Origin of the sequence: Agrobacterium sp. SUL3, from assembly GCF_001263295.1 — a bacterium.
Taxonomy (GTDB): domain Bacteria; phylum Pseudomonadota; class Alphaproteobacteria; order Rhizobiales; family Rhizobiaceae; genus Agrobacterium; species Agrobacterium tomkonis.
This window is the reverse complement of the sequence record NZ_KQ414501.1, coordinates 319,610-339,399: the sequence shown is the minus strand read 5'-3', so window position 1 is coordinate 339,399 and position 19,790 is coordinate 319,610. Positions and strand designations below refer to the sequence as shown.

Genomic DNA, 19,790 nt, shown 5'->3' with positions numbered 1-19,790 from the left:
TATGCTGCGATATATTCTCAAGCGCATCCTCGTCATGATCCCCACGCTGATCCTGATTTCGATGCTGGTTTTCACCATCATCGAACTGCCGCCGGGCGATTATTTCGAAAGCTATGTCGCCGAACTGCGTGCCATGGGCGAGACGGCCAACCTTGCCGAAATCGAAGAGCTGCGCGTCCGCTACGGCTTCGACCAGCCTGCCCCGATCCGCTACTTCCGCTGGGCGACGGGCATGCTGGTCGGCGATTTCGGTTATTCCTTCGAATATCAGCTGCCCGTTAGCGATGTCGTCGGAGATCGCCTCTGGCTCACGGTTCTGGTGTCGTTCCTCACCATCATCGTCACCTGGCTGATCGCCTTTCCAATCGGCATCTACTCTGCCACGCATAAATATAGCTGGGGCGATTATGGCCTGACCTTTCTCGGCCTGCTCGGCATCGCCATCCCCAACTTCATGCTGGCGCTGATCCTGATGTATTTTGCCAATATCTGGTTCGGCATCTCCATCGGCCATCTGATGGATCGGGAATATCTGAACCAGGCGATGAGCTGGGCGAAGTTCAGATCGATCCTCGAACATATCTGGATACCCGTCCTCATCATCGGAACGGCTGGCACAGCCGGCATGATTCGCCGCCTGCGCGCCAATCTTCTGGACGAATTGCAGAAACAATATGTCGTCACCGCCCGGGCCAAGGGCCTGCACCCCTTCAAGGTGCTGACCAAATACCCCTTGCGCATGGCGCTGAATTTCTTCATCTCGGATATCGGCTCGATCCTGCCCGCCATCATATCAGGTGCGGAAATCACCGCCGTCGTCCTGTCGCTCGAGACCACCGGCCCCATGCTCATCCGGGCCCTGCAAAGCCAGGATATGTATCTGGCCGGTTCGTTCCTGATGTTCCTCGCTTTCCTGACGGTGATCGGCGTTCTGGTGTCGGATATCGCCCTTGCCATACTCGACCCGCGAATCCGCTTCGGAGGTGGTAACGTCAAATGACTTCATCCATCCCGAATTCAGGCGAAGCGCTGCCCCATTACGTCTCGACCGCGCCTTTCGATCCTTCGCTGATCGAACCGAACACATCCGGAATGGCAGCCTTCAGCAAGGCATCGCAGCTGAAGCTCATGTGGTGGCAGTTCCGCCAACACAGGATCGCGGTGTGGTCCGGCGCCTTTCTGGTGGTGCTTTATCTTTCGATCCTGATCAGCGAGTTCCTCGCGCCCTACAATCTCCATACCCGCAATATTGAACATATCTACGCCCCGCCACAGGCCATTCATTTGTTCGATAACGGAAAATTTGTCGGGCCTTTCGTTTACGGTCGGGAAATGACGCTCGACATGGACAATCTGAGGCGTGTCTATCGCGACGTGCCGACGGATGTTCAGCCGCTACGTTTCTTCTGCAAGGGCGATGCCTACCGTTTCTGGGGCATGTTCGAGGGCAGAACCCACCTCGTCTGCCCCGCCGAAGGCGGTGAAATGTTCCTGCTCGGCACCGATCGCCTCGGACGCGATGTGCTGTCGCGGATCATCTACGGTGCGCGCATCTCGCTTACCATCGGCCTTCTCGGCGTCGCCATGAGCTTCGTTCTCGGCATTGTGATCGGCGGTCTCGCCGGTTATCGCGGCGGCACCTTCGATCTGATTGTCCAGCGCATCATTGAGGTCCTGCAATCCATTCCAAGCATTCCGCTATGGTTGGCGCTCGCGGCAATCATGCCGGTGACCTGGAGCCCGATCCTTGTCTATCTCGGCATCACCATCATTCTCGGCATGCTGGACTGGACAGGACTGGCGCGTGCCGTGCGCTCGAAATTGCTGGCGCTTCGCGAGGAAGACTATGTTTTGGCTGCACAATTGATGGGTGCGGGCACACCGCGCATCATCGGCAGACATCTTATTCCCGGCTTCATGTCACACCTCATCGCTTCGGCCACATTGACGATACCGGGCATGATCCTCGGCGAAACCGCGCTGAGCTTTCTCGGTCTAGGTCTGCGCCCGCCGATCACAAGTTGGGGAATTCTGCTCACGGAGGCGCGCAGCGTCAGCGTCATTGCGCTATATCCATGGCTTCTCATACCGACGATCCCGGTCGTTCTCGTCATTCTGGCCTTTAATTTCTTCGGTGACGGACTACGTGATGCTGCGGACCCTTTCAGATAAAATGGAATACGCCTTGATGAACTGCCTTTCCGCCATCGCCTTTAACGTGAAAGGCAATAAGAGGTGTGGCCCATGACCTCCCGTTTGAACGACGCGCGTATTCTCATGTACAGCCACGATTCTTTCGGCCTCGGGCATCTGCGGCGTTGTCGCACGATCGCCCATGCGCTGGTGGAAGATTATCGCGGCCTCAACGTCCTCATCATTTCCGGTGCCACCATTGCCGGCGCTTTCGATTATCGCGCCCGCGTCGATTTCGTGAAAATCCCGAGCGTCATCAAGCTGCGCAACGGCGAATATACTTCGATGGACAGGCACATCGATCTTCAGGAAACCCTGAAGATGCGCCGCTCCATCATCTATCATACGGCCGAAAGCTTTAAGCCTGACATCTTCATCGTCGACAAGGAACCCATGGGTCTTCGCGGTGAAGTGGAGGAAACCCTCGCCTATCTCAAGGGACAGGGAACCAAGCTCGTCATCGGCCTGCGCGATGTCATGGATGCGCCGCAACTGCTCGAAGCCGAGTGGAAGCGCAACAACGTCATGACCAAGATCGGCCAGTTCTATGACCATGTCTGGGTCTATGGCCCGCCGGATTTCCACGACCCGCTGACGGGGCTGGATGTCCCCGAAAACGTTCGTGACAAGATGGATTTCGTCGGCTTCCTGCAAAGGTCGAAAACGCAGGCAGAAACCGTGGCGCACCGGCCGGTAGGCGATTACCTTCTCATCACCACCGGCGGCGGCGGCGATGGCAGCGAATTGATCGACGATGTCATCAACGCCTACCGCCATGACAGCGAACTGACACATAAGGCACTTGTGGTGCTCGGCCCCTATATGCCGGCCGATCAGCGCCAGCGCTTCATGAGCAGCGTTGCCGATATTCCCCATATCGAGATCATCGAATTCGACAACCGCATGGAAGATCTTGTCGCCGGCGCCCAGGCCGTCGTGTCGATGGGCGGCTATAACACCGTCTGCGAGATTTTGTCCTTCGACAAGCCCGCCCTCGTCGTGCCGCGCACCGTGCCGCGGGAAGAGCAGCTGATCCGCGCCAGCCGCGCCTCGGAACTCGGCCTTTTCGACATGCTTTTGCCGGAGGACGCCGAAAACCCCGCAAAAATGGCGGAAGCTCTCAAAGCCCTGCCGAACCGTGCACCGCCCTCCGTCAATTCGCGGGAGCTGAAGCTCGACGGCCTGGAAAACATATCGAAACGGATCGCCGAATGGCTGCCGCCCGAGGGCGAGCGGATGCCAATCACGCTCACCGCGTGACCGGCTCCCTGATAATCACCGCTTCAAAAGAGACACGCGCAACGTGACCGATACAAAAAAAATCGTGGTGCTCCTCAAGGGCTATCCGCGCCTGTCCGAGACTTTCATCGCCCAGGAACTTCTCGGACTTGAAAAGGCCGGACTGAAACTCGAGCTCATGTCCATGCGCCGGCCGACAGACAAAAAGCGTCATCCCGTTCATGACGAAATCCGCGCGCCCGTCACATACCTGCCGGAATATCTGCATGAGGAACCCCTGCGTGTTCTGAAAGCGCTCTGGGCCTGCCGAAAAAAGCCGGGCTTCACCAAGGCGCTCCGCCGGTTTTTCAGCGATCTGCCGCATGATCTCAGCCGCAACCGTTTCCGCCGTTTCGGGCAGGCCGCCGTGCTGGCGCATGAATGGCCTGTGGATGCCGAGTGGCTGCATGTTCACTTCATTCACACGCCCGCCTCGGTCGCCGCCTATACTCATCTGATCACCGGAACGCCCTGGACGATTTCCGCTCACGCCAAGGATATCTGGACCTCGGACGATCGCGACCTTGCCGCCAAGCTGCAGAGCGCCCGTTGGGCAGTGACCTGCACCGCCGGCGGTTTTCAGCACCTGCAGACCCTTGCCGGGGCAAAACGGAATGTGCATCTCAGCTATCACGGGCTCGATCTCACCCGCTTCCCGCATTTCGAAACATCGCGACCAGTACGAGATGGATCGGACGCAGATGATCCGGTCCGGATTTTAAGCGTCGGCCGGGCAGTCAAGAAAAAAGGCATCGATATTCTGCTACAGGCGCTTGCCTCGCTGCCGCAAGAGGTCCATTGGCGTTTCACCCATATCGGTGGCGGCGACGAACTTGCCGTGCTGAAGAAACTCGCCGATGAGCTTGGCATCGCCGACAGGATCGTCTGGACCGGCGCCATGGACCAGAAGCAGGTGCTGGAGAATTACCGCGAAGCCGATCTCTTCGCGCTTGCCTGCCGCATCACCAGCGATGGCGACCGCGACGGCCTTCCCAATGTGCTGGTCGAAGCGGCCAGCCAGGCGCTGACCTGCATTTCCACCAATATTTCCGGCATTCCGGAGTTTTTCGTCTCTGGCGAAAACGGCCTGCTGACCGAGTCGGAAAATCCCGCCGCCTTCGCCGAGGCGTTGCGCGCCGCGATCACCGATCCGCAATTGCGTCAGCGTCTGGGCGCTGCCGCCGAGAACCGCGTGCGAACCGCCTTCGATCACCGCACCAGCATTAACGAGCTGAAAGCCCTGTTTGAGACCGAATGGGAAAAAGCACCATGAGTGATCCGGAAAAGCGCCCTTCCGTCTTTTTTTATGTCCAGCACCTTCTGGGTATCGGCCACATCGCCCGCGCCAGCCGCATTGCCAATGCCCTTCAGGCGGATGGTTTCGATGTTGTTCTGGTCACAGGCGGCACCCCGGTTCCGGGCTTTCCGGGAGAGGGAATCCGCCATGTCGAATTGCCGCCGATCGCCGTCAGCGATGGCAGCTTTTCCGGTCTTGTCGACAGTTCCGGGAAACCAGTGGACGACGCCTTCAGGAAGCTTCGAACCGATATGCTGATCGGCGCCTATCACGGTGCAAAACCCGATATCGTCATCATCGAAGCTTTCCCCTTCGGCCGCAGGCAGGTGCGGTTCGAATTGCTGCCGCTGCTGGACGAGATCGAGGACAGCGAACTGCGCCCGCTGGTCATGACATCGCTGCGCGACATTTTACAGGAAAAAACCAAGCCGGGCCGGGACGAAGAAACCGTGTCGCTGGTGAAAAAACATTTCGATGCCGTGCTGGTGCATGGTGATCCGGATTTCGCCCGGCTGGAAGACACCTTTCCCCTCGCCGGCGAGATCAGTCAGCGCATCGTCTATACTGGCCTTGTCGCCCCGAACCCACCGCCGCAACCGGCGGAGAAATTCGATATCGTAGTATCCGCCGGCGGTGGCGCAGTCGGTGCAGCACTTGTTCGGGCCGCCCTTGAGGCCGCACCGCTGCTGGACGGCATCAAAAACTGGTGCCTCGTCACCGGCCCCAACATGCCCCAGGTGGATTTCGATGCAATTTCGGCTGAGGCACCGGACAATGTCTCTGTCTTCCGTTTCCGCAAGGATTTCGCGAGTCTGCTCGCCGGCGCGCGCCTTTCGGTTTCGCAGGCCGGTTACAATACCGTCTGCGATATTCTTCAGGCCAAATGCCGTTCTCTCCTCATCCCCTTCGCGGCGGGTGGCGAAACCGAACAGAGCGCCCGTGCCGAGCGGCTCGTGCGGCTGGGGTTGGCACATGTGCTGGAGGAAAAGGATATCTCCGCGCAATCCATGGCCGACGCGATCACCGCGGCATTGGCCCTGCCCGGACCGAACACGATCCACCTTGATCTCGATGGCGCGGCCGGTACGGCTAGAGCTTTGCGCCGCCTTTATGATGAGCGGTGAGGATCGCCCTTAATTCGCGAACCGCCGCCTCATCCGTGCCCTTGCGGCCATCGCCGGTGAAACCGAGCTTCGCTACCCGGCTTTCCGGATCATAAGGCGGGACGGCGGAACAGGATGCGTGGATTTCCGTGATCGGAAAGCGATCCAGCAATGCCTGCACGCTCTGCGGACGCACGCCGGCACCCGGCATGATGACGATCCGGCCTGCGGCGATCTCCGATAGATGCGCCAGAGCCTCGATCCCCTCAAGCGCTGAACGTGCGCCGCCGGAAGTGAGAATTCTCGGGAAGCCCAGCGCAATAGCGGCCTCAAGGGCCTCATCCATGTCGGGAACGACATCAAAGGCGCGGTGCAGCGTCATATCCAGCCCATCGGCGTGACGGCACAGTTCTTCGAGCAGGGCAATATCAAGCGAGCCGTCGCCAAGCGATGCGCCAAGCACCAGGCCGGAAAGGCCCGCCGCACGTGCCGCATCGATATCGCGTTTCATCACATCGGCTTCGTCGCGCGTGAACACGAAGTCACCGGCGCGTGGCCTGATCATCACGCTAACGGGCAATCCACAGGACGCCGCCCGTTGCATGAAGCCGGCAGACGGCGTGACGCCGCCGCCGGAGAGCGCAGCGCATAACTCGATCCGATCGGCTCCGCCCCGAACCGCCGCTTCCAGACCGGCCACATCGTCCACGCAAATCTCGAGAATCATCCTAACCTCTTTCATTTGAACGTGCCCTGTTTACGCACCGGACCATCCGAAACCCGCCCGCACTTTTCGGTCCGACGCTCTACCTGCGGCGACCCGTCCCATCAAGCGTGTAGAGCATATAAACGCCGCCAAGACCCACGATCGCCCCCAATATGGAGGTTCCCGAATAGGTGGAAACCATCGTTCCCAAGGCAAAAATCAACGCGCCAAGACCGGCGCCGAGGAAGATATTGACCGCGATCAGCGAGCTTCCAAGCCCCGGCCGGTCTGCGATCAATTCCTGCAGATAAGTGATGGGGATGCTGATGATGGCAGCAGCCCCCAGCGCGCTGATGAAAGTCTGCGCGTAGATATGCCAGGGTTCCGTCGCAAGCCCCTGCAGAATGAGGTAAAGCGCATAAAGCACCGCTCCAGACGCCAAGGTCAGTGTCTGCGGCACCTTCTTCTCGATCCAGCCCCATAGGAGAATGAAAACGATTTCCAGTGCGGCGACGATGCCCGCCACGATGCCGATATCCGCAACCGTACCCTTGGCCTGCCCCGTTATGATGAGCGAACGTATCGAATCATTGAGATGCAGCATCGAGCAGATCAGCGCGATGGCGATGATCCGCAGCAATACTCGCCGCGATCCGATTTCCGCAAGCGAGGCGCGCAGGCCGAAGCGCGCTTCCGTATTCACCACCGCCGGCGTGGCGGCCCGAGGCAGGCAGAAGGCCACGAGCAGAAAGCAGACGAGTGCGCACAGGCCCGAAAACAGGAACGCCGTCAGCATATTGCCGGAACTGATGAGAAAAATGCCGACGATGCCCGGCACCAGCACCCATGACAGCGAGATGGTGGCCCGCATGATCGAGTTTACGGCAATCATGTCGCCCGTCGAAAGGTTGCGGGCATCGGCGCGCACATGCGCGAAGATCAGCGAGTTCATCGCCCCGAAAATCGGCAGGAGAATGAGCTTCGCGCTCACAAAGGCCGTGGCGTTACCCGCCAGATAAACCAGCATATAGCCGCTGACACCGAAGAGCGCGATGAACAGCATGGGCTTGCGATATTCGCCCAGCCTGTCGGCGACGATGCCCATCAGTACGCTGGCGCTGACATTGATGATGGCGGCAAACAGCATCAGCAGGGAATAGACGGTGTTGCTGAGTCCGATTTCGCGAATGCCGATGACCGCCTGATAAGGTGCGGTCGCCGCATTCGAAAATCCGAAAAACAGGATGGCGAGCGCCCCGATGCGGATCGACGGATTGTTGATGACGATGGAAAGAGCCGACGGCATGGATATTCGCCTGAGATGATCCGGCCCCGCCGGATCGCTGGATAAAAGCTACCGGACCGCTGTCATCGCCAGCGGGCCGAAAGAATGGGTTTGGGCATATAATCGAAATGCGGCTTCCATGGGTAAAAATCCCCATCCCGGCGGCGGTTGGGAAGGTTTTCGATATCCTGATTGATAACGCCTTCCGTCAGCGCCATCAGGTTGGGATTGGCGATCGGCGCAAGTTCCGGCGAAAGATAACCTGACTTGACGACCAGCAGCTTCACCGCCTTCGGATCGAAACCGAGACGGGTGAAATCCGAAATCATGTGATAGGGCCTGCGCCGCGCCGCCAGAATGACGGTGATACCACCGATGCCCACCACCGCCTGTCGCTGATCCGCAGCGCCGGAACCGTCCAATTTCAGGACCTTGGCTTCGACGGTGACCGACGGGCTCTGCGGGTCGAGGCTGCCGCCAATCGTTAGGGAAAGGCTTGCCCCCTCGCCAGCCGCAAAGCAGGCTTCAACCGCCGGTCGGTCGGTTATGCCGCCTAAGAGAGCACCCTGCCAGTTGTGCGCAATCAGCGCCGCCAGAACATCGGCACGATCGCCCACCCCGCCACCCGTTGGATTGTCGCCTGAGTCAGCGAGAATGATCGGCCCGGTAGCCGTCTTTTCCGCAATATCCAGAATGGCTTCAAGCGGTTCCGTCACAGGACCGAAACGAAAATTCTGCCGGGCATCCCAGTAAGATTGCGCGATTTCGGCCGCAACGGCCTGTGCAGCCTCTCGATCCGATCCCGTCACCACCGCGCAGGCCGTCGCCCGTGGCTCATCGGCCCAGACGTAACCGATCATAAAATTCGCATCCCATATACCGGGCCGTGCGTCATAACCCGGCAGAACCGCATAAAGGCTTTTGGCCGGTTCATCTTCGGTGGACGTCTTTTCACCGGGCAGGAGAACGGGAATTTTCGCCCAAGCCACGCCGGGCTTTTCACCCGTTTTCAGGGCTTTGAGCAACATCGTCCAGGCCCGCACCATCGTCTCGCGCACGTCGATATGTGGCGCAGTTCGGTAGCCGGCGAATATATCCAACTGATCGATGATGGTCTGGCTGACATTGCCATGCAGGTCGTAGCTCGCGGAAATGATCACATCCGGCCCAACGACAGCGCGGGCGCTGGAAATCCAGTCCCCCTCTGCATCATCCATGCCTTCGACATTCATTGCGCCATGCATAGCGAGATAAAGCCCGTCGAGTGGCAGGCAAGCCTTGAGACGGTCAAGAAACTCCGCCTTGAACGCATCATAAGCCGCACGCGACACCGGGCCACCCGGCACGGCACGAGCGTGCAAAAGCGGCAGCACGTCCGCCCCGCCTTCACCGAGAAAATTGAAGTATTCCGCCTCCAGAAGCTCCGCGCCGCGAAAGACGCGAAAATCCTGTTCGCCCATCAGCACCGGCGAATAGGTGCTGCATTCGGTATGGATTCCACCAACGGCAATACGCATGGCACCTTCCCCCTTAATAAACCGGGCTCAAGGGAACGATGGCGGAGAACCGCAGCCAGTCCTTCTGCGCCTTCGGTGTCCATGCCGCCTCGGCAATGGCCGGTAGCCGCGGGAAAACCAGATGGTTGAAATAGGCGCGGTTGAGGAAATGTTCGGACCAGATGCAGGCCTGAACACCTTTCATCCGCTCCTTCAATTCCTCTGGAAATTCACCGACTGCCTCATAGGCATAGGTATGCGAAGGCGGAACGGTGCCGGCCCAGCTCGCACCCGGCTCCTGCCAGGCCTCGTCCTGCACCATGTCGAGATAATAGGCCTGACCCGGCGTCATCACCACGTCATAACCCTGTTTTGCAAGCTCAAGACCCACTTCCGGCTTCTGCCACGCCATCAGCAATGTTCCCGCCGGATCGACACCGCCGCCGTGCGAAACCTCGTCCCAACCGGCAAGCTGGCGACCGCGCTCATGCAGCATCGCCTGAATGCGCTTCATGAAATAGGACTGGATGCCGAAGGTGCCGTCGAGCCCCTCCTTTTCCATCAGTGCCTTGGCAAGCGGCGAGGCCAACCATGAACCATCCGCAACCTCATCGCCGCCGATATGGATCAGCCGCGACGGGAACAGCTCCACCATCTCGTCGAATATCTTGCCGAGGAACTCATAGGTCGGTTCGATGGCGGGGTTGAGCGCATTGTTCGGATATCCCTGCACTGAACGATAGCTGTCCGGCGCTTCCTGCCCGTCCGTCAGATCCGGATAGGCGGTGAGAGCCGCGGTGCTATGGCCGGGAATATCGACCTCTGGCACAATTTCGATATTCAATGCCGCCGCATGGGCGACGACCCTGCGCACGTCGTCCTGGGTGTAATAGCCCGAAACCGGTTCAGCCCCGTTGCCGAGCTGCGGCAGAAGCGGCGCATCCGGACCACGTGTCGCGCCAACGGTGGTCAGTAGCGGATAGGCCTTGATTTCGAGACGCCACGCTTCGTCATCCGTCAGATGCCAATGGAAACGGTTCATGCGCAGCCATGCGAGAATATCGATAAGCCGCACGACATCGCCGGTCGGATAAAATTGCCGCGAAACATCCAGATGGCAGCCGCGCCAGCTGTAACGTGGCGCATCGCTGATGCTGCCCGACGCCGGGAAGCGGAATTTGGGATCAATACGCGCGCCATGCAGCAATTGCGCCAGAACGGTCAGGCCATATTGCAGACCGGCAGCGGCCGAATATTCCACAACCACCGCTTCTCCGGAAAAGGTGAGACGATAACCCTCGGCTTCCAGCCCGCTATGCTGCTTGAAATGGAGCGGTTTACCCTCATGAGTCGGCGCAAGGCTGAACGGCACATGGCCAACGGCAAAAAGCCTACGGAACAGCGACAGCACGGTTTCCACCGCAAAAACTTCTTCCGTACTAGCGTCTTCCGTCGGGAAAAGCGCGACAGGAAAGCCCTCACCCGGTTCGGCATTGATTTCAGCAGGCCACGGCTGGATGGCGAAAGGCAGTTCGAGCTCGCCTTCCGGAAGCAGCACGGGCGCCGGCTCGCTGTGCCGCCCATCCAGCATCAGATCGCCGACATCAACTGCATGATGTGTCCCATCAGCAAGGCTGACATAGGCGGATTTCGCCCCATCGGTGCGATGCCGGGCAGGCCTCAGGAGACCGTCGACGGTGAAGCGCCAGGATTTCCCCGCTTCAAGCACGAAACCGGCTGGCGGCGCAAACTCATGGAAATTGGCATTGCGGCGCAGATAAACGGCATTGCCGCAAGCCGGCTTGTCCACCGTCCGCGTCAGCGAGGTGTAGACGATGCGAAAATCCTTCAGCGGTTCGCGGGAAAGATTGACGAGCGTGAACGTAAAGCCGCCGGATGCGGACTCTGCGAGCGGGTGCCATGAATTTTCGAGACGGTAATTTGCGAGCGCCATGATGCTCCCCTTCATTGCGTTTTGAGCCCGTGAAAGGGCTTCGATCAGTAGTGTTCGGATTGCGAAAAAGTCCGGGCCAGCGGCGCCTGCCCCGCCGTCAGCCCGCAATCGACCGGCAGGCACACGCCGCTGATGGCCTGCGCCTGTGGACCGGCCAGAAAGGCTACCGCGCTGGCCACATCTTCGGGCCGCACGATCCGCTGCAGCGGATACCAGTGCTTCGCCTCCTCGAAGACCTGCGGATTGCTGGCCGCCCGTGCTTCCCATGCCTGTGTGCGCACGGTTCCGGGCGCAACGGCGTTAGCGCGAATACCGAATTTGCCGTATTCGACAGCGATCAGCTTCGTCAGATGGATCAATCCGGCCTTTGCCGCGCTATAGGCCGGATGGCCGAATACGGCCATGCCGTTGACGGAGGTAATGTTGACCACCGACCCCTCTGTCCGCTTCAGCGCATCCTCAAAAGCCCTGAAGCAGAGAAACGGCGCTTCGAGATTGAGGGCATTGTCCTTGCGCCATATGTCAGCGGTCGTGTCGTGCAGGCTCACGGCCCTTGCGGCACCCGCATTGTTGACGAGGGTCGCAACGTCGCCCAGTTCCGCAACCTCAGCGGCCAGCCGCGCAAGGTCCTGCGGATCGGTGACATCACAGGTTTTCGTAACGAAGCCGGGACCGGAAAGCTGCGAAAGCGCATTGGACAGGGCGCCGCCATCGATATCGACCAACACCACCTTCGCGTGGCTTTCAGAAAGCGCCGCCGCAATCGCCCGACCAATGTCACCTGCCGCGCCGGTAACGACGGCGAGCTGGTCTTTCCTGTCCTTCATCTCCTACCACTCCCTTGAAGCTTTCCAACCCGCCACGGTGCGGGATATCAGGCAATGCAGCCCCTGTTTTTTCATTGTCCTTGCTCAGTCACCGAGCAATTGCTTGTCATCCGAATCGCGATGTTCCACGAGCTGCTGCTTGATGTGACGCAACGTCACCATCGACCTTTGCCGATGGTGATAAGCGGCAAGTGTCGCCAGAATATCGACGGCTGCCAGATAGGCGTAACGCGACGAGGTCGGGCGGAAGATGTTGTTTCCCTCGGGCACATTGACGGCCACGACGATATCGGCAGCCACGGCCAGCGGCGTGTCACTCTGGGTCAGCGCGATGGTGGTCACCCCCATTTCCCGCGCCAGCCTGAAACACTTCACCAGTTCCATATTGCGACCGGAAAAGGACGAACCGATAATCACGTCTTCCTTGCGCGCGGCGGCCGTCATCATCAGTTGCATGCTGTGATCGGCACTGGTGGAGACACGCAGGCCAAGGCGGAACAGCCGGTTCTGGATTTCCGAGGCGATCATCGAGGAATTGCCGCCGGCACCGAAGGCGTAGATCATGCCGCCATTGGCAATCTTGATCGCCGCCTTTTCGGCAAGGGCGGGGTCAAGCGTCTTGTGCAGCAGGAAAAGCGCCTCCTGCGCCTTGGCGAGCACCTCCTCGGCAACATCCGACGGGCCCGTGCTTGATGGTTCCGAGGTGAGATAACGAATGCCCACATAAGCGGTCTTGGCGAGGCTGACCTTGAAATCTGAAAAGCTCAGACAACCCACACGACGGCAGAAACGCGTCACCGTCGGCGGAGAAACCTCGGCGCGGGCCGCAAGCTCGATGATCGAGGCATTGACGGCAAATTCGAAGTCCGAAACCAGAATATCGGCGATCCGCCGTTCCGATTGCGAGAACTGCCCCCTGTCTTCCTGTATTCTTGCGAAAATATCCATGTTCACCGGTCTCCGTTCCGCCAAAACTTAAGGCTTGGCCCCGTTACCGATGCATCCTAATCCGAGACGCCCGTCAACCGTACATACCCCTGAATCGATCATCTTTCGTCCCGATGACGACACGCCGCACATCCTTGATTTGAAAATCATTTTCTCTGTTGATTGCGAGATGAGCATATGCCAACAATCTTCGCCAGAGAAATCTCCAAATCCTGAAAATAATTTCAACAACGGACCATAACCATGCGCGATCCATTCAAGAACCCCTTTGCCGAAACAGACACCGCCCGCCATTCGATCTGGGAGATGCTGGTGACGCGGGACATCGATGCGTTCCTCGCCGCCGACTGGTCGCAGGTCGCAGACGATTTCGTCGAGGACGGCTTTCTCGGCATTAACGCCAATCGTGAGGCTAACCCGGACAATTGGCGCCTGTCCTTCCCGTCGCTCGCCGCCTATCGCGACGAGTGGCTGAAACAGGCCAAGGATTTTCAAACCCAGCAATTTGCCGAAGACCCAAGGGGCGCCATCTTTGCCACCACCACGCTGGAAAAAATCGAAGTGGAAGGCGAAACTGCGCTGGTTCGCAAGAAATTCGACGGCGGGCTTCGCAAAGCCGATGGTGGCTTCGACGTCATGAAATGGCAGACGCTCTATTATTGCCGGCTGCACGAAGGACGCTGGAAGATCAGCGGTTTCACCGGTTACATGCCCAATCCCATGCCATGATAGAGCAGGCATGCGGGAACGTTGCGAACGCCGGGCCGAAAGCCCGGCGTTGTTTTTTCGTCTGGCGGCGACGACGGAAGACCGCCGGAAATGCATCGCGTCAGAAACAGCCGGGCACGGGAAAACAGATTTCATGGCCCGGTTCCTGCCCGTTATTGGATAAGCTTGAGGACTGAAAGGTCAACGCGCCGTTCCAGCGCAATGCCACTTTCATCGAACAGGTGGCAATCCGATGCTTTGATGCCGGTGATGATCGGTTCATCAACGACGACAGGCGCGGAACCGGAAAGCAGCGCGCAATAGTTCTCGCCCGTCGGGGCTACGCCATAAGCGATAGTGTTCACCCCCAGCCGCTCGATGACGCTGGGCGACACCTTCACATTGAGGTCAGCCGTTTCAAGACCGGTGTGTTCCGGGCGAATGCCAAGCGTCAGGTGCCTGCCTTCAAGGCCGGCGCGAGGCTCCACCGGCACCGTTACCGTCTGGCCCTCATATTCCACAGTCACGCCTTCGGCGCCGACGGATTTGCAAATGACCTTCAGGAAATTCATTTTCGGATTTCCGATGAAACCGGCGACGAACAGGTTGGCGGGCTTGTGATAGAGCTCGAGGGGCGCGCCGACCTGGGCGATTTCGCCGGCATTCAGCACCACGATGCGGTCGGCCATGGTCATGGCCTCGACTTGATCGTGGGTGACATAGATCATCGTCGCCTGCAGCGTCCGGTGAAGATTGGTAAGCTCGATGCGCATATCGGCGCGAAGTGCCGCATCGAGGTTGGAAAGCGGCTCATCGAACAGGAATATCTTCGGCTCGCGAACGATGGCGCGGCCGATCGCCACGCGCTGGCGCTGGCCGCCGGACAACATGCCGGGGCGCTGCTGCAGACGCTGGTCGAGTTGCAGGATCTTGGCAACCCCTTCGACCTTTTCCTTGATCTTGCTCTCTTCCATCTTTTCGACGCGGAGCGGAAAAGCGATGTTTTCGAAAACCGTCATATGCGGATAGAGCGCATAGGACTGGAAGACCATGGCGATGCCGCGTTTGACCGGCGGCAATTCATTGACCTTCACGCCGTTAATGACGACGTCACCGGCGGTAATATCCTCAAGGCCGGCGATCATGCGCAGCAATGTGGATTTGCCGCATCCCGAAGGGCCGACAAAAACGACGAACTCGCCATCCCTGATGTCGAGCTGAACGCCCTTGATGACTTCGAAATGTCCATAGTTCTTGCGGACGTTGTTGAGATAAAGCTGACCCAAAACTTGCCTCTCCCGTCACCAGCCGACATCAGGCTGCGTTCAGAGACGTTCCGCAACACGGGGGAAAACCGCGCCTTACCGGAACCGTTGAAAAACACGAGAAGCCCCTTCCGTCACAGCGGCAGGCATTCTCGCGGCGAATTCATGAGGTTGCGGGCGACCTGCGCCCGCAACCGTCGCATTGTGGATTATTTATACTGCTCGAGAGCGGTGGAGGCCTTCTTCGCGGCATCCTCCGGCGTCGCCTTGCCGGTGACGACAGACTGCACCATCTCGATCATCGTGTCCTGGAAACCCTTGTAGTCGGTGAAGAGCGGCTCGGGACCACCATAGGCGATACCGTCGATCAGCGGCTTCCAGAAGGGATCCTTGGCGATGAATTCATCGACCTTCGGCGACGGACGCAGCGGGGTGAGGCCAGCGCCGCCCTGCAATTCGTATTCGCCCTGCGGGCCGGGCGAGGTGATGAATTTGGCGAATTCTGTCGCCTTTTCTTCGACGCCGGTTCCCTTGAAGATCGCAAGGCTGTCGGTGATGAGCAGCGTGCCGGGACCCTTGGCTTCGGGGCCGAGTGGCAGCGTGGCAATGCCCCAGTTGATCTTGGTTTCCTGCAGGCGGGTTGCAGCACCCGAACCGGCCTGGATCATGCCGACCTTGCCATCAAGGAAGATGGCGCGGATTTCGTTCTGCTCATAGGCCGTCGGACCTTCGACGGAATAAGGCGTGATGTCCTTGTAAGCCGTGAGGGCTGCAACGACCTGCGGGCTGTCGACGGTGATCTTGTCGCCGTCGATGACCTTGCCGTTATTGGTGTAAACCCAATGCATGAACTGGTGCATGGTGTTGTCGAAGGTCTTGGCGGGCAGGCCATAACCGGCAATGCCGGTCTTTTCCTTGATCTGCTTGGCGAAGGCGATTTCTTCAGCCCAGGTCTTCGGCGGCACTTCGGGGTCGAGACCCGCCTGCTTGAACAGGTCCTTGTTCCAATAGAGCGCCTTGGTCGAGAAGGCGACCGGTACACCCCACTGTGTGTCCTCGAAGGTTACAGTGTCGACGATGTTGGGATAATAGGTCTTCTTTTCGTCTTCCGTCATCGGCACCGGAACGATGAGATCGTTCTGCGCGAACTGCTTCAGCGTGCGCGAACCGACATAGGCCATGGCGACCGGGGTGCCGGCGGCAGCAAGCGTCGTTGCCTTGTCCTGGCACTGCGCCCAGCCAACGACTTCCGGAACAACCTTGAAGCCGGCATTCTTGCCTTCCCATTCCTTGATGTATTTTTCATGGATGGGGTCCATCTTGTCGCCGCAATAGATCCAGCTGATCTCCTTGTCGGCGGCATGTGCCGTCACCGTGGTAAGGGCAGTGGAACCGGCAAATGCGAATGCGCAAAGCGCCAATCCGTAATGTTTCAGTGCCATAATTAGTCTCCCGTTTTGGTGGTCGTTCCGGTTGTTGTTTATTTCACCGCGCCGGCGGTAAGCCCGCTGACGAGATATCGTTGCATGAAGAAGATCACGACCATGGCCGGCGCGATGCCGACGAAGCTGGCCGCCATCAACTCATTCCAGATGACTTCCTGACGACCGAAATAGGCAAACAGGCCGATGGGCAGCGGCATATATTCGGTCTTGGAATTGAAGGTGAGCGCGAAGATGAACTGCTGGGCATAAGCGCCGATGAAGGTGGTGATGGAGACGACGGCGATGCCAGGCATCGCCAGCGGCAGGATCACCCGGCGGAATGTATAGAAATAGCTCGCGCCATCCACATAGGCCGCCTCTTCCAGCTCCCGCGGAATGCGCAGCATATAGGTACGCAGCAGCCAGATGGCGGTGGGGATCAGGAAAGCGGCGCCGGGAATGATCATCGCCAGATAGGTGTTCAGCACACCCATATTGCGCATCAGCCGGTAAAGCGGGATCAAAAGCACCGCGCCGGAGAACATGTTGATCGCCAGAAACGCACCCAGCAGCTGTCCACGCCCACGAAACTGGAACCGGGCAAAGGCATAGGATGCCGGCACCACCAGCAGGAGGACGATGATGGTTGAGATCGTCGAGATGAAGAAGGAATTGAAAACGTAACGGGCAAAGCCCGGAACGCTGACCCACATGGTCCGATAGGCCTCGAAGGAGCCGTTTTGCGGCCAGAACTTGTAAGGCGAGGAGAAAAGCAGGCTGAGCGGTTTCAGCGAAACCAGAAAGCCTTCCACGAAAGGCGCCAGCACGAAGGTCAGGAATACGGCGATGCCGCAATAAATCCCGACCATTTCATACCACCTGTAGCGGTTGATCATCGCATTTTTGTCGGTCATCGGCTGGCCTCCTGCGAGATACGGCTGGTGATGCGGAAGTAGAAATAGGTGAAGATCGACAGGAAGATGCAGATCAGCACGGCGCGGGCCGCACCTTCACCGTATTTGTAAGAGCCGATCGCCGTCTTGTATGTGTCGATGATCATGGTCGTCGTTTGGCCGGTCGGGCCACCCTGCGTCAGGATCCAGATGATGTCGAACGAGTTGAAGGTCGAAATCAGCGAGATCATCGACATGGTGATCATGGCAGGCAACATCAGCGGCAGCGTGATGCGGCGGAAGCGGTAAGCGCGGCTGGCGCCGTCCGTCCACGCCGCCTCATAGAGGTCCTGCGGGATGGCCTGAATGGCAGCCAGCAGATAAAGCGTCACCATCGGCACGCCGATCCACACATCGGTGATGATCGTCGCCCAGAAGGCCGTGTTGCCATAGGCAAGGAACGCGACCGGGCCGTTTACCAGACCGAGATTCTGCAGCACGCCGGAAATCATGCCGAACTGGCCGTTATACATCCAGCCCCACATGAAGATGCCGATAGCCATCGGCACAATCCATGGCGGCATCGTCAGGATACGGAACAGCGCCCGGCCAGGCACGGCCGAATTCAGAAGAACCGCACCAAATGTGCCAATGATCATCTTTATCGAGACGGAAAAGAACGTCCAGACAAAGGTCCGTGTGATGACATCGGCAAAAGTCGCGTTGAAGATCTTCTCGTAATTGATGAAACCCACCCAATTCGTCGTTTTTCTGAGCGACGCATCGGTAAACGACAGGATGAAGGTATCGACGAGCGGATAAGCAACGATAACTGTGATGTATAAAAGTGCCGGCAGAAGAAGAAGCCAGGCAAAGATGACCGCGCTGCGTTTCGCATCCATCGCAGCGCCCCCTTAAGCCGATTTCACGGCGGAGGATTTTGGCTGCCCATGGAGCGCCAAGTCATATTCATCCCAGACCGGCTTGAGGTCCACCACCTTGCGGCCGTGGCGCGCCTCATCCATGGCAAGCGCCAGAATGCCGGCCTCGATCGCATCGAGTGCGGAAACCGGCAAGGGCTCACCCTTGACGATATGGGCGATCACATCCTCTGCCATCTGCTCGTCGGCACCATAATGCTGCGAGAGCGTGGTGGCCGCCGAATAGGTCTTGGCCACGGTCTTTTCGTTTGTCCGGGCATTATGCACGTTGAGGAAGCCGCGCACGAAGTCGCCCTCCGCCATGCCCTTGGCGCCGATCACGCAGAAGCGGCGGAAATCATCGGGAACGTTGAGATTGGTATGGAAAGCAAGCGACGCGCCATTTTCATATTCAACGATCGCCGTCTGGTAATCGATGATGTCGCCGTCACTGTCGAAAACCTTTTCGGAACCCATCCAGCCGCTTGGCTTGCGGTGATAGACTTCCATGTCGTTAATGCCGTCATTTTGCGGGGCATTGGCAAGCGTGAAGCTCTTGCGACCACCGAAGCTCGATACGAACCGCGGCCGCGCACCGACGACGCCATTATAAAGATCGAGATCGTGGCAGCATTTTTCCAGCATGAAGGAGCCGGAATAATGCTCGTAACGCCGCCAGTCGCGCATGAAGAACGCGCCGTGATAAGGCGGAATATGTTCCGAGGCCTCGATGGAAACAACATCGCCGAGCTTGCCTTCGGCCTGAGCGGCGCGCAGATCGCGGTAAAGCGGCGAATAACGCAGCACAAGACCCACCAGCAGCCGCTCATGACCGTGCTTGTTGAGCAGTCGGGCAAGCTCAAGGCTTTCCTCGATGCTGACGACGATCGGCTTTTCACTGAAGATGGTGCAACCGGCTTCGAGCCCGAGGCGGATATGCTCCAGGTGCATATGGTTCGGCGAGCCGATCATCAGAAGATCGAATTTTTCGTTGGCGATCAGCGCCTCGGGGCTGTCATACGCCTTGCCGACCGAAATGCCCTTTTCCTGCAGACCCGGCAGGCCAGCCGGAGCGGGATCGACATAACCGACGATCTCGAAATCCTTGTCGATTTCATGAAAAACGTAGCCCAGATAACCGAGACGGAATCCGAGTCCGATAATTCCCACCTTCATGAACTTTGTTCCCTGTTCATTCGTAATTCATTTTCGCAGAAGCGACCATTTCTACGTTGGCCATTCAGTTATCTGCGATAATTTCCTGCCACGATGAAATTAATTTTCAAGACGGTCAAGTTAAATTCGATTTCGCACGTCCAACTCAGGACCGGAAACCGATTTTTCCCAGCGATACGAGTGCGCAACAGAGCGCCGTCGACCACCGCTGCGAAAACAATACCAAAAAAATGCCAATCGTCTAGAGCAATATCTGCAACCGGAAAATTTTTTTGGTTAATGGACGAATTTCAAGCATAAAGCCTTATTATTCGGCA

17 protein-coding genes are annotated in these 19,790 nt (G+C 58.5%); 6 read left to right on the top strand and 11 right to left on the bottom strand.

From position 1 onward, the window contains the following. Window position 1 precedes the first annotated feature (1 nt). From AKG12_RS10925 to AKG12_RS10905, 5 genes are all read left to right on the top strand, one after another. A complete protein-coding gene (locus AKG12_RS10925) occupies window positions 2–1,000 on the top strand; it encodes an ABC transporter permease (RefSeq protein ID WP_046799498.1) in 999 nt (332 codons plus the stop codon). Further along, on the top strand, window positions 997–2,172 hold the full coding sequence (locus AKG12_RS10920) for an ABC transporter permease (protein ID WP_052818779.1): 1,176 nt from the start codon (window positions 997–999) through the stop codon (window positions 2,170–2,172). Before AKG12_RS10925 ends, AKG12_RS10920 begins: the two co-directional genes overlap by 4 nt. 72 nt (window positions 2,173–2,244) lie before the next feature. Next, window positions 2,245–3,453 (top strand): glycosyltransferase family protein, encoded by a 1,209-nt coding sequence (locus AKG12_RS10915; protein ID WP_046799500.1) that lies wholly within the window; start codon window positions 2,245–2,247, stop codon window positions 3,451–3,453. A 43-nt stretch (window positions 3,454–3,496) separates the two neighbouring features. Further along, a complete protein-coding gene (locus AKG12_RS10910; protein ID WP_046799501.1) occupies window positions 3,497–4,744 on the top strand; it encodes a glycosyltransferase in 1,248 nt (415 codons plus the stop codon). Next, the gene (locus AKG12_RS10905; protein ID WP_052818778.1) at window positions 4,741–5,892 is read left to right on the top strand and encodes a glycosyltransferase family protein; all 1,152 of its coding nucleotides are present in this window, start codon (window positions 4,741–4,743) and stop codon (window positions 5,890–5,892) included. Before AKG12_RS10910 ends, AKG12_RS10905 begins: the two co-directional genes overlap by 4 nt. Here AKG12_RS10905 and AKG12_RS10900 read toward each other — a convergent pair. The 6 genes from AKG12_RS10900 to AKG12_RS10875 all read right to left on the bottom strand — a co-directional run bounded on the left by AKG12_RS10900 (window position 5,858) and on the right by AKG12_RS10875 (window position 13,087). Next, window positions 5,858–6,598: a copper homeostasis protein CutC gene (locus AKG12_RS10900; protein ID WP_046799503.1), complete on the bottom strand. Its 741-nt coding sequence runs from the start codon at window positions 6,596–6,598 to the stop codon at window positions 5,858–5,860. The two genes, AKG12_RS10905 and AKG12_RS10900, sit on opposite strands and share 35 nt — an antisense overlap. 79 nt (window positions 6,599–6,677) lie before the next feature. Next, entirely contained in the window at window positions 6,678–7,883 is a 1,206-nt protein-coding gene (locus AKG12_RS10895) for an MFS transporter (RefSeq protein ID WP_052818777.1), read from the bottom strand. Between the two features lie 62 nt (window positions 7,884–7,945). Next, a complete protein-coding gene (locus AKG12_RS10890; protein ID WP_052818776.1) occupies window positions 7,946–9,379 on the bottom strand; it encodes a M81 family metallopeptidase in 1,434 nt (477 codons plus the stop codon). 13 nt (window positions 9,380–9,392) lie between these two features. Next, the gene (locus AKG12_RS10885; RefSeq protein WP_052818844.1) at window positions 9,393–11,312 is read right to left on the bottom strand and encodes a beta-N-acetylhexosaminidase; all 1,920 of its coding nucleotides are present in this window, start codon (window positions 11,310–11,312) and stop codon (window positions 9,393–9,395) included. Window positions 11,313–11,356: 44 nt separating this feature from the next. Further along, window positions 11,357–12,139, bottom strand: coding sequence for an SDR family oxidoreductase (locus tag AKG12_RS10880; RefSeq protein ID WP_052818775.1), 783 nt, complete (start codon window positions 12,137–12,139; stop codon window positions 11,357–11,359). 84 nt (window positions 12,140–12,223) lie between these two features. Further along, window positions 12,224–13,087, bottom strand: a complete 864-nt coding sequence (locus tag AKG12_RS10875) for a MurR/RpiR family transcriptional regulator (protein WP_046799507.1) — start codon at window positions 13,085–13,087, stop codon at window positions 12,224–12,226. Window positions 13,088–13,330: 243 nt separating this feature from the next. Here AKG12_RS10875 and AKG12_RS10870 point away from each other — a divergent pair, with 243 nt between their 5' ends. Further along, a complete protein-coding gene (locus tag AKG12_RS10870; RefSeq protein WP_052818774.1) occupies window positions 13,331–13,816 on the top strand; it encodes a hypothetical protein in 486 nt (161 codons plus the stop codon). A gap of 152 nt (window positions 13,817–13,968) precedes the next feature. On the opposite strand, the gene AKG12_RS10865 is transcribed toward AKG12_RS10870, so the two are convergent. The 5 genes from AKG12_RS10865 to AKG12_RS10845 form a co-directional block, all read right to left on the bottom strand. Then, window positions 13,969–15,081, bottom strand: a complete 1,113-nt coding sequence (locus tag AKG12_RS10865) for an ABC transporter ATP-binding protein (RefSeq protein ID WP_052818773.1) — start codon at window positions 15,079–15,081, stop codon at window positions 13,969–13,971. Window positions 15,082–15,269: 188 nt separating this feature from the next. Next, window positions 15,270–16,502, bottom strand: coding sequence for an ABC transporter substrate-binding protein (locus AKG12_RS10860; protein WP_046799511.1), 1,233 nt, complete (start codon window positions 16,500–16,502; stop codon window positions 15,270–15,272). A gap of 38 nt (window positions 16,503–16,540) precedes the next feature. Then, on the bottom strand, window positions 16,541–17,398 hold the full coding sequence (locus AKG12_RS10855) for a carbohydrate ABC transporter permease (protein WP_052818772.1): 858 nt from the start codon (window positions 17,396–17,398) through the stop codon (window positions 16,541–16,543). Then, the gene (locus AKG12_RS10850; protein ID WP_052818771.1) at window positions 17,395–18,279 is read right to left on the bottom strand and encodes a carbohydrate ABC transporter permease; all 885 of its coding nucleotides are present in this window, start codon (window positions 18,277–18,279) and stop codon (window positions 17,395–17,397) included. The genes AKG12_RS10855 and AKG12_RS10850 overlap by 4 nt, the downstream gene beginning before the upstream one ends. Before the next feature lie 12 nt (window positions 18,280–18,291). After that, window positions 18,292–19,473 (bottom strand): Gfo/Idh/MocA family protein, encoded by a 1,182-nt coding sequence (locus AKG12_RS10845; RefSeq protein WP_052818770.1) that lies wholly within the window; start codon window positions 19,471–19,473, stop codon window positions 18,292–18,294. Window positions 19,474–19,790 lie beyond the last annotated feature (317 nt).